Raw genomic sequence first — 8,425 nt, forward strand, 5'->3', positions numbered from 1 at the left:
GCCACTCGGAACTGGACACCGCGCCGGACGGTCTGGCTGAACCCGGACCGGGAAGACCCGCTGGTTCAACGCGATCAGCGATTAGAAGCCGCCTGATTCCAGGTTCCAACAAGCTTGACAGGCATCGGTGCCCCATCAACCATTAAATCCGTATACCCCTTTTGTGGATGACGCTTCGAATTCAAGTTCGTTTCAACCTTTTCACTTACTATCTCCACCTCTACCTACCTTGTCATGGGCGTCTCGCGCCCATGAATTGTGGCTATTTACCCCTTCGGGAGAAAGTCGATGAAGGCAAGCAAGCACTCGCCCAGAGCGTTGCTGTGTTCAGTACTATTGTCCATTCCTCTGTTCGGTCAAGCGGAGACTGTGAATTGGACAAATTGGCTCACTGGCCAGATAAGCAAACATCCGGATGTTATGGCGGCGACAGAGCAGGCGGCAGCCCGGAATCAGGATGCTGAGGCAAGCGAACAACCGCTGTATAACCCGGAGCTGTCTGTTGGAGCAGACAGAACGGGCAGTGAAAACAACTTTGAGGCAGGGCTGTCACAAACGATCGATTGGTCTGATCAACAGGGTGCGCTAAAGGACAAGGCAAAGCTGATCAGGCTTTCCGCTGAAGCTGATTTGAACGAAGCGGTTTTGGCACAAACGTCCGAGTCGCTGTTTGCGCTTGTCGAGTGGCGCGCGGCGACGCGTGCCGAAGAAATTGCGGAATCCCAGCAACACCGTCTGGATGCCTTGCTGGACCAGGTTGAACAGCGCCAGCAGGCAGGTGATCTGGGGCGTGCCGACGCAGAGCTTCTGTTTTTAAATCTATCCCGTCAGTTGAGCGAAGTCGCCCAGGCAAAGGCCGCAGTTGATCGGGCAGAAACTCAGGTTAGAGAACGTCTGCCGGACTGGAGGCCTCAGGATGGGGGGATCCCCGAGTATATCTGGTCAGCGCTGGAGTCCCAGATTGGTGAGGCTGATCTGTTGGCACACCCGTCAATTGCAGCCGCTCGAGCCAAGTGGCAGGTGTTGAAAAGTGAGGCAGAGGTTGCCAGACGCAAAGCGACAGCATCGCCGACAGTAGGGCTGAGCGGAGGGCGTGACGGCGGCGAGAACGTGGTTGGCCTCACATTCTCGATCCCTCTGAACGTCCGTAATAACTACAGCGCTGAAATCCGGGCTGCGAATCGACGGGCTCTGGAGGCCGAAGCGCGGTTTCAGGCGCTCTACCGGAAACAACAATACGACCTGGCGGGCGCCCGAGCTGCCTGGAAGCGATACGACAAGCAACTCCGTCGATGGAAAGAACTGTCCCAGGGGCGTGTACAGCGAAGTGCCGATTTGCTTGAGAAGCAGTGGCAGGTCGGCGACCTCTCCACCTCTGAGTATCTCCAGGCGCTGGGCCAGCGCGCGGAGAGCCTGAAAACCGGTATTGAACTGGAAAAGCTGGCGCAACTGGGTCTGATTGAGCTCTTGAGTCAGTCTGGCGAACTGATCACCCTCTTCCAATACTAGTCTGGAAACTGGATATTCATTATGAAAAAAACTCTGATTTCTGTATTCGCATTGACGTTGCTTACAGCCCCACTTTCTTTTGTACAGGCAGAGGAAGATGCTCATCAGGAAGCCGGTCATGATCATGCTGCCAGTGGCGACGATCATCAGGAAGTCACCGGTGAGGAGGGCGAGTATAAGGAAGATCATGGTGAAGAAGGTGAGCATGAGGAGGAAGGTGAGCATGAGGAGGAAGGTGATCATGAAGAGGAAGGGGGGCACGGCCACGAAGACGAGAACGGTGGCCATGAAGAAGCAACTACCGCAAGCATCAATGCCAAACAGAAAGAGCTCGCCGGCATTGAAGTAGCAACCCTCGAAAGCAAGCACGTTGACTATGAAATCTACGCTCCCGGTGAGCTGCTGACCAACGGCTATACCAGCTATCACGTGTCCCCCCGGGTTGCCTCAGTGGTGCTGCGGCGTCACGTGGAACTGGGTGAGCACGTAACCAAGGGCCAGCCGCTGGTAACCCTGTTCAGTGAGACGGTGGCACAGGCGCAGGCGGATTACAGGAAAGCTTTTCCTGAATGGAAGCGAATCAGCGGGCTGGGTCGTTCCGTGGTTGGCGATCAGCGGTTCAATACAGCGAAAGCCAACATTGAAGCAGCAAGGGCGACTCTGCTTGCTTACGGGCTGAACGATGATGACATTGGTGCGTTGAAGGCCAGCGGGGTGGATAGTCTCGGTGAATACATGCTCAGGGCTCGCGTGGATGGTGCAGTACTGACCGATGAGTTTGAGCAAGGACAAAGAGTTGAGGCTGGCCAGCCGCTGGTGACTCTTGCTGATGAGAGTGAGCTTTGGGTAGAAGCCCATCTGCCAGCAAGCTCCGACATTGTTCTAGAGAAGGGCGCGGAAGCCGAAGTCAGGGCAGCGGGTCGTGTGGGCGTGGCAACGGTGTCCCAGGAAGCCCACACCATTGATCCTGTGACCCGCACGCGGATTGTCAGGCTGGAGCTGGACAATCCTGAAGATCGTTTTCATCCAGGAATGTTCGCAGATGTGTATTTTCGTTTTAAGACCAGCGAGCCGGTGCTTGCCGTGCCGGAGACTGCATTGATGCGTGGCGCGGACGGCGACTGGACGGTCTATGTGGAAGAGGCCGAAGGCGAGTATGAACCCGTGGAAGTGGAACTGGGCCGCTCAATTGGCGGGCTCCGTGAGGTTTCCGGCCTGGCTGCGGGCCAACGAGTCGTTTTGCGGGGCGCATTTTTTGTGGCCTCTGAGATTGCCAAAGGCGGCTTTGATCCGCACAACCACTGATTCCGGGAGCCATTATGTTCAACCGAGTTGTCGACTGGGCGGTTCAGAACCGCCTGTTGGTTCTTATTGCGCTTGCAGTGCTTATCGCCACGGCCGCGTTTCAGATACCAAAACTGAATCTTGATGCTTTCCCCGACGTTACAAACGTCCAGGTCGCTGTTAATACAGAGGCGCCCGGACTTGCGGCTGAGGAAGTCGAGCAGCTGATCACCTATCCCATTGAAGCGGTGATGTATGCGTTGCCGGATGTTGAGGAGGTTCGGTCCATCTCCAAAACCGGGTTGTCTGGTGTCACCGTGGTCTTTAAAGAGGGCACGGATATCTATTTCGCGCGCCAACTGGTTTTCGAGCGGTTGCAGGCCGCGCGGGAGCTGATTCCGGACGGGGTCGGGGTGCCTGAAATGGGGCCGAATACGTCCGGTCTTGGCCAGGTCTACCAGTACTTGCTGATAGCGGACCCGGATTCGGGGTACGACGCAATGGAATTGCGCAGCTTGCACGACTGGCTGGTCAAACTGTTGCTGATACCGGCTGAAGGGGTTACGGAAATCCTGTCGTTTGGCGGAGAGGTCCGCCAGTACCAGGTTAACCTGAACCCGGCGCGAATGCTGTCCTATGACTTATCACAGAACGATGTCATGGAAGCCCTGGAGAACAACAACTCCAATGTTGGGGGCTGGTATATGGGCCGCGGGCAGGAGCAGTTGGTTATTCGCGGTATGGGCTGGCTGGGTAATGGCGAGCAGGGGCTCGAGCAGATCCGTCAGGTGCCCGTTAAAACCAGTGATGGCATTACAGTGACAGTGAACGATGTCGCCGAGGTAGCGCTGGGCACTGAAATTCGCCAGGGTGCGGTAACCATGACCCGGAAGGATGAAGCCGGTCAGGTTGAACAACTGGGTGAAGTGGTTTCTGGCATTGTACTCAAACGAATGGGGGCCAACACAAAAGCCACCATCGACGGCATCGAGGCCCGCATTGATCGCATAAATCAGGCGCTTCCGAGTGGGGTTCGTTTTGAGCCCTATTACAACCAGGCGGATCTGGTGACCAAGGCCGTAGAGACGGTGACCAATGCGCTTCTGTTGGCTTTTGTGTTTATTGCGATCGTGCTTGCCCTGTTCCTGATGAATCTGCGGGCAACAACGCTGGTGCTGCTTTCAATACCGATTTCCATCGGGATTGCCCTGATGATCATGGCCTGGTTCGGTCTCTCGGCCAACCTGATGTCTCTGGGCGGTATTGCTGTGGCAATCGGCATGCTGGTGGATGGCTCTGTTGTTATGGTTGAGAACATGTTCAAGCATCTGACCCATCCTGATGCTGAGCATGACGCCCATCGGGATGAGTTGGCTGGAGATGACCCCGATCCATTGGACGCGTCACACGATGATCATGGCATTGCCCTTCGTCTCCAGGAAGCCGGCCGGGAAGTGGCGCGGCCGATTTTTTTCGCGACGGCGATTATCCTGGTCGTTTTCATGCCTCTGTTCAGCTTCGAAGGTGTGGAAGCCAAGCTGTTCCAGCCAATGGCAATCAGCATCATGCTGGCTATCGTGTCGGCGGTGATCGTCGCTCTGGTGGTTGTACCCGCGCTGGCGTCATACATGTTCCGTAAGGGTATCCGGGAGCGGGAAAGCTTCATTCTAAAACCCCTGGAAAAGCTCTATCGCATGGGGCTTGCCTGGTCACTGAAGCATAGCCGCGTGGTTGTTGGCGCGGCGGCTGTTCTTGTTGTGCTGGCGGCGCTGGTTGTGCCACGACTCGGCACGGAGTTCGTGCCTGAACTGGAAGAGGGAACGATTAACCTCCGGGTGACCCTGGCCCCTTCATCAAGCCTTGATACGGCGCTTGAAGTGGCGCCAAAACTGGAGGCCATGCTGATGGAGTTTCCAGAGGTGACTTACGCTCTGTCCAGGGCTGGCCGAGCAGAAATAGGCGGCGATCCGGAGCCCGTGAACAACATCGAGATCTATATCGGCCTTAAGCCAACAGCCGAGTGGACCAGCGCCAGTAATCGCTATGCATTGCAGGCCCTGTTTGAGGAGAAGCTCGAACAGCACCCGGGGCTACTGTTTAACTTTTCTCAGCCTATCGCGACCCGGGTTGATGAATTGTTGTCAGGTGTTCGTGCGCAGTTGGCCATCAAACTTTTTGGCCCGGATCTCGACGTACTGGCGGAGAAAGGTCAGCAGATTGAAGCGGCGGTCCGAACAGTTCAGGGAACACGGGATGTGGCCATGGAGCAGATTGCTGGTGAAGCGCAGTTGGTGGTTCAGCCTGACCGTCAGGCACTCTCCCGGTACGGACTCGCCGTGTCTGATGTGATGAGCGTCGTCCGGGACGGACTGGGTGGTGCCGCTGCGGGCCAGATCATCAACGGCAACGAGCGGTATGATATCTATGTGCGTTTGGCCAAACGTTTCCGGGAAGACCGGGATGCTATTGCCGATCTCAGGTTACAGGCGCCGTCCGGAGCCTGGGTGAGACTTGGTGATGTGGCCGATGTGTCTATTGAGTCTGGCCCGCCCCAGGTGCGCCGCGACGACGTTCAGCGCCGTGTGGTCATTCAGTCCAATGTGCAGGGTCGTGACATGGGCAGTGTGGTTGCCGATATTCAGGATATCATCGCGTCAGACGTGAACCTTCCCCCCGGATATTCGGTGGATATTGGTGGTCAGTTCGAAAACCAGCAGCGAGCTCAGAAGCGATTGACCATTGTGGTTCCTGTATCTCTGGGCCTGATCGCGCTGTTGCTGTACTTTGCTTTCAGTTCGGTCGGTCAAGCATTGTTGATTCTGGTCAACGTGCCGCTTGCCGTTATTGGTGGCGTCTTTTCACTCTGGATCTCCGGTCAGTATCTTTCAGTGCCCAGTTCCGTTGGATTTATCACACTGTTTGGTGTGGCGGTGCTTAACGGGGTCGTTATGGTCGAAAGCATCAATCAGCGAATACAGGATGGGTTAAGCGTGGATGCCGCGGTGTTTGAAGGTGCCGTCTCCCGTTTACGTCCTGTCTTGATGACAGCAATAACCTCGGCGCTCGGCTTGATACCGATGCTGTTGTCGACGGGCGTGGGAGCGGAAATCCAGAAGCCACTGGCCAGCGTGATTGTTGGTGGTCTCGTGACTGCAACTTTCCTGACACTCTTTGTTTTGCCGGTTCTGTTCGGTCGCTTTTCGAGAGCCAAGGTGGGTGATATTCAGCGGTAGAACATAGGGAAGGCCGCAGGGAGTCTGTAAGTGGATGAGTTCATGTTGTCCGGTGAGCTCGTTCACGGGCAACCTCCGGAGCAGAGCCGAGAGCCTGAAGGCCGGATGTGTCATGATGAGTGGTCTCGCTAGTCCGGAAACGGCAGTAAAATCATAATCCTGGCTCCTCCGTTTTTCGAGGATCCGATTTCCAGGTGTCCGAGGTTGTCTTCGACAATCTCGGACACGATGGACAATCCGAGCCCAAATCCGGCGACCGTTTCATCCAGCCTGGTGCCCCTGTCCATGACAGTGGCTGCCGCCTCGGGAGAAATTCCGGGGCCATCGTCCGTTACTTCTATGGAGAGTCCTGATGACGTGCGGACGATTGTAACGTCGACGGTTGTCTGGCACCACTTTCCACCATTTTCGAGTAAATTGCCAAGCAGCTCTGAAAGATCCTGCCGCTCCATTGGCCAACTGAAGTTTTCGGGTAAGGTGGTGTGGAGGCGGAAAACCGTATCAGGGAATATTTTTTCCATGACGGTGATGACACTTGCCGTGATTTCAACCGGCATGCACGTTCGTCCCATCTGTCTGCCTGATATGTCTGCCTTGCTCATCCGGTAGTTCAGGGATTTGTCAAGCTCCCGCAAGTTAGAGGTCATAAACACAATATCCTCCCGGGACGGAGGCAAGGTGTCGATGTCCGACAAAATGGCAAGATTGGCAGAGATAGAGGTTTTGACCAGGTGAGAGAGATCAGAATTCAGGCGGCGGTGGCGGTCCAGACGCCGGTTTGACAGCTCAAGCAAATCATTGAGCTGGCGGATCAGCGGACGAAACTCTTCCGGTACGTGAGGGTTCAGACGACTTTGTTTCCCGGATTGGAGCCGTCTCAGATCCTCTTTTATCTTACTGATGGGCTTTAACGTCAGATGTGTGGTGGTTCCAATCAGAGCCAGCAGTATCGCGAGAAGAACGGCCGAGGCGCCGAGCAATGTCAGGTGGGCCTTCAGCGGTCGTTCAGAGAGCGCCCCCTCGGTTTCAAGAACGCTGATTGAGGCCAGTTTTTCACTGGCGGAGAAAATGCGTTTGAGCCCGAAAAGCGTGTTCGCACCCTGCGCTATGTGGATGAAACCCTCGGGCTTCTCTGCAGCGCCCTGCAGTTGGCTCTGGTCAAAGTTCGGGCTCGCCAGGACGCTTCCGCTAGCCGTTTCGATGACGATGGCATGCCCCAGAAGCATTTCAAACTGATTGATCATGTTGCTGAGGTCGTCGGTTGTGGGGGATTCAGCCTCAATGATTGCCTGAAAGTTTTCCAGCTCTTTGTTCAGGTGTTGCTTCCTGGACTCGTCCGATAGTTGCTTTATCACGTAGGTGTGTGAAAAGAATATCAGAGTAAAATATACGAGGCTGAAAACAGCACCATACTGAATGGCTGTTCTGCGGATACTTTTCGGAGCAGACATATTTTAACCTGGTTGGTTCACTCGGGCGTTCAGCGGTTAGGATCTTTTTCGAAGTAGTAGCCCTGGCCACGCAATGTTTTTATTTTATTGACCCCTATTATTTTTCTAAGCCGGGTTATGTAAACCTGAACGACATTTCTGGTGGGGCATCTTTCTATGTTGTAGAGGGATTCAACCAGTTCGTCCTGGGAAAACACCCGGTCCGGTGAACGGAGGAAACACTGTAAAAGGCGGAATTCCGTAGCTGTCAGTCTGAACTCTTTCTGGTCGGGCGTGGTAAACGTTCGGTAGCTGGCGTTGAGACTGAATCCGTCAACACTGATCTGGTCTGTCGTTCTGCCGTCCTTTCTGCGGATAATCGCACTGAGCCGGGCTTTCAGTTCATCAAACTCAAACGGTTTGGGAAGGTAATCATCAGCTCCCGCATTCAACCCTTCTACTCTCTCAGTCCAGTTGGAGCGTGCGGTCAGAATAAGGATGGCCTCTTTTTTCCCGTTTTTTCTCCATCTTTGCATTAAAGAAAGTCCATTTTCATCGGGCAGTCCGATATCGAGAATAACGGCCTGGTAGGAGCTTGTTTCAATCAACGAGTCCGCTTCTTTGCCGGTTTTGGCGATATCTACTGTGTAGTGCGCCTGCGCAAGCCAGCCCGATATTTTTTTGGCAAGTACAGCATTGTCTTCAACAATCAGAATTTTCATTTGTAAGCGCCGTTTTTCGAGGTGGGAAAGTTTCGCCAGTCTGCCATGGATTGTAACAGTAACGAAGGAATCAGGATCTGAAAAGCCGGTTATTAGCGTTGTCCAGGTTGGCTCTTGCGAGCGATGCCTGTCAAGCTTGTTGGAACCTGGAATCAGGCGGCTTCTAATCGCTGATCGCGTTGAACCAGCGGGTCTTCCCGGTCCGGGTTCAGCCAGACCGTCCGGCGCGGTGTCCAGTTCCGAGTGG

General features: G+C 54.8%; 5 protein-coding genes. 3 read left to right on the forward strand and 2 right to left on the reverse strand.

Going from position 1 to position 8,425, the window contains the following annotated elements; all coding sequences use genetic code 11:
- Window positions 1-288: 288 nt before the first annotated feature.
- The 3 genes from MHM85_RS18030 to MHM85_RS18040 are packed head-to-tail and all read left to right on the forward strand — an operon-like array spanning window position 289 to window position 6,026.
- Window positions 289-1,509: a TolC family protein gene (locus tag MHM85_RS18030; protein ID WP_239286574.1), complete on the forward strand. Its 1,221-nt coding sequence runs from the start codon at window positions 289-291 to the stop codon at window positions 1,507-1,509.
- Window positions 1,510-1,530: 21 nt separating this feature from the next.
- On the forward strand, window positions 1,531-2,814 hold the full coding sequence (locus MHM85_RS18035) for an efflux RND transporter periplasmic adaptor subunit (RefSeq protein WP_239286573.1): 1,284 nt from the start codon (window positions 1,531-1,533) through the stop codon (window positions 2,812-2,814).
- 14 nt (window positions 2,815-2,828) lie between these two features.
- Window positions 2,829-6,026, forward strand: a complete 3,198-nt coding sequence (locus MHM85_RS18040) for a CusA/CzcA family heavy metal efflux RND transporter (RefSeq protein WP_239286572.1) — start codon at window positions 2,829-2,831, stop codon at window positions 6,024-6,026.
- Between the two features lie 128 nt (window positions 6,027-6,154).
- Here MHM85_RS18040 and MHM85_RS18045 read toward each other — a convergent pair whose 3' ends face one another.
- Window positions 6,155-7,477 carry an ATP-binding protein gene (locus tag MHM85_RS18045; protein ID WP_127401876.1) on the reverse strand — a complete coding sequence of 441 codons (1,323 nt, stop codon included), beginning with the start codon at window positions 7,475-7,477 and terminating at the stop codon, window positions 6,155-6,157.
- A 29-nt stretch (window positions 7,478-7,506) separates the two neighbouring features.
- A complete protein-coding gene (locus tag MHM85_RS18050) occupies window positions 7,507-8,178 on the reverse strand; it encodes a response regulator transcription factor (RefSeq protein ID WP_199448462.1) in 672 nt (223 codons plus the stop codon).
- Between the last annotated feature and the right edge of the window lie 247 nt (window positions 8,179-8,425).

It is taken from the genome of Halomonas sp. McD50-4 (assembly GCF_022348135.1).
Taxonomy (GTDB): Bacteria; Pseudomonadota; Gammaproteobacteria; order Pseudomonadales; family Halomonadaceae; genus Vreelandella; species Vreelandella piezotolerans.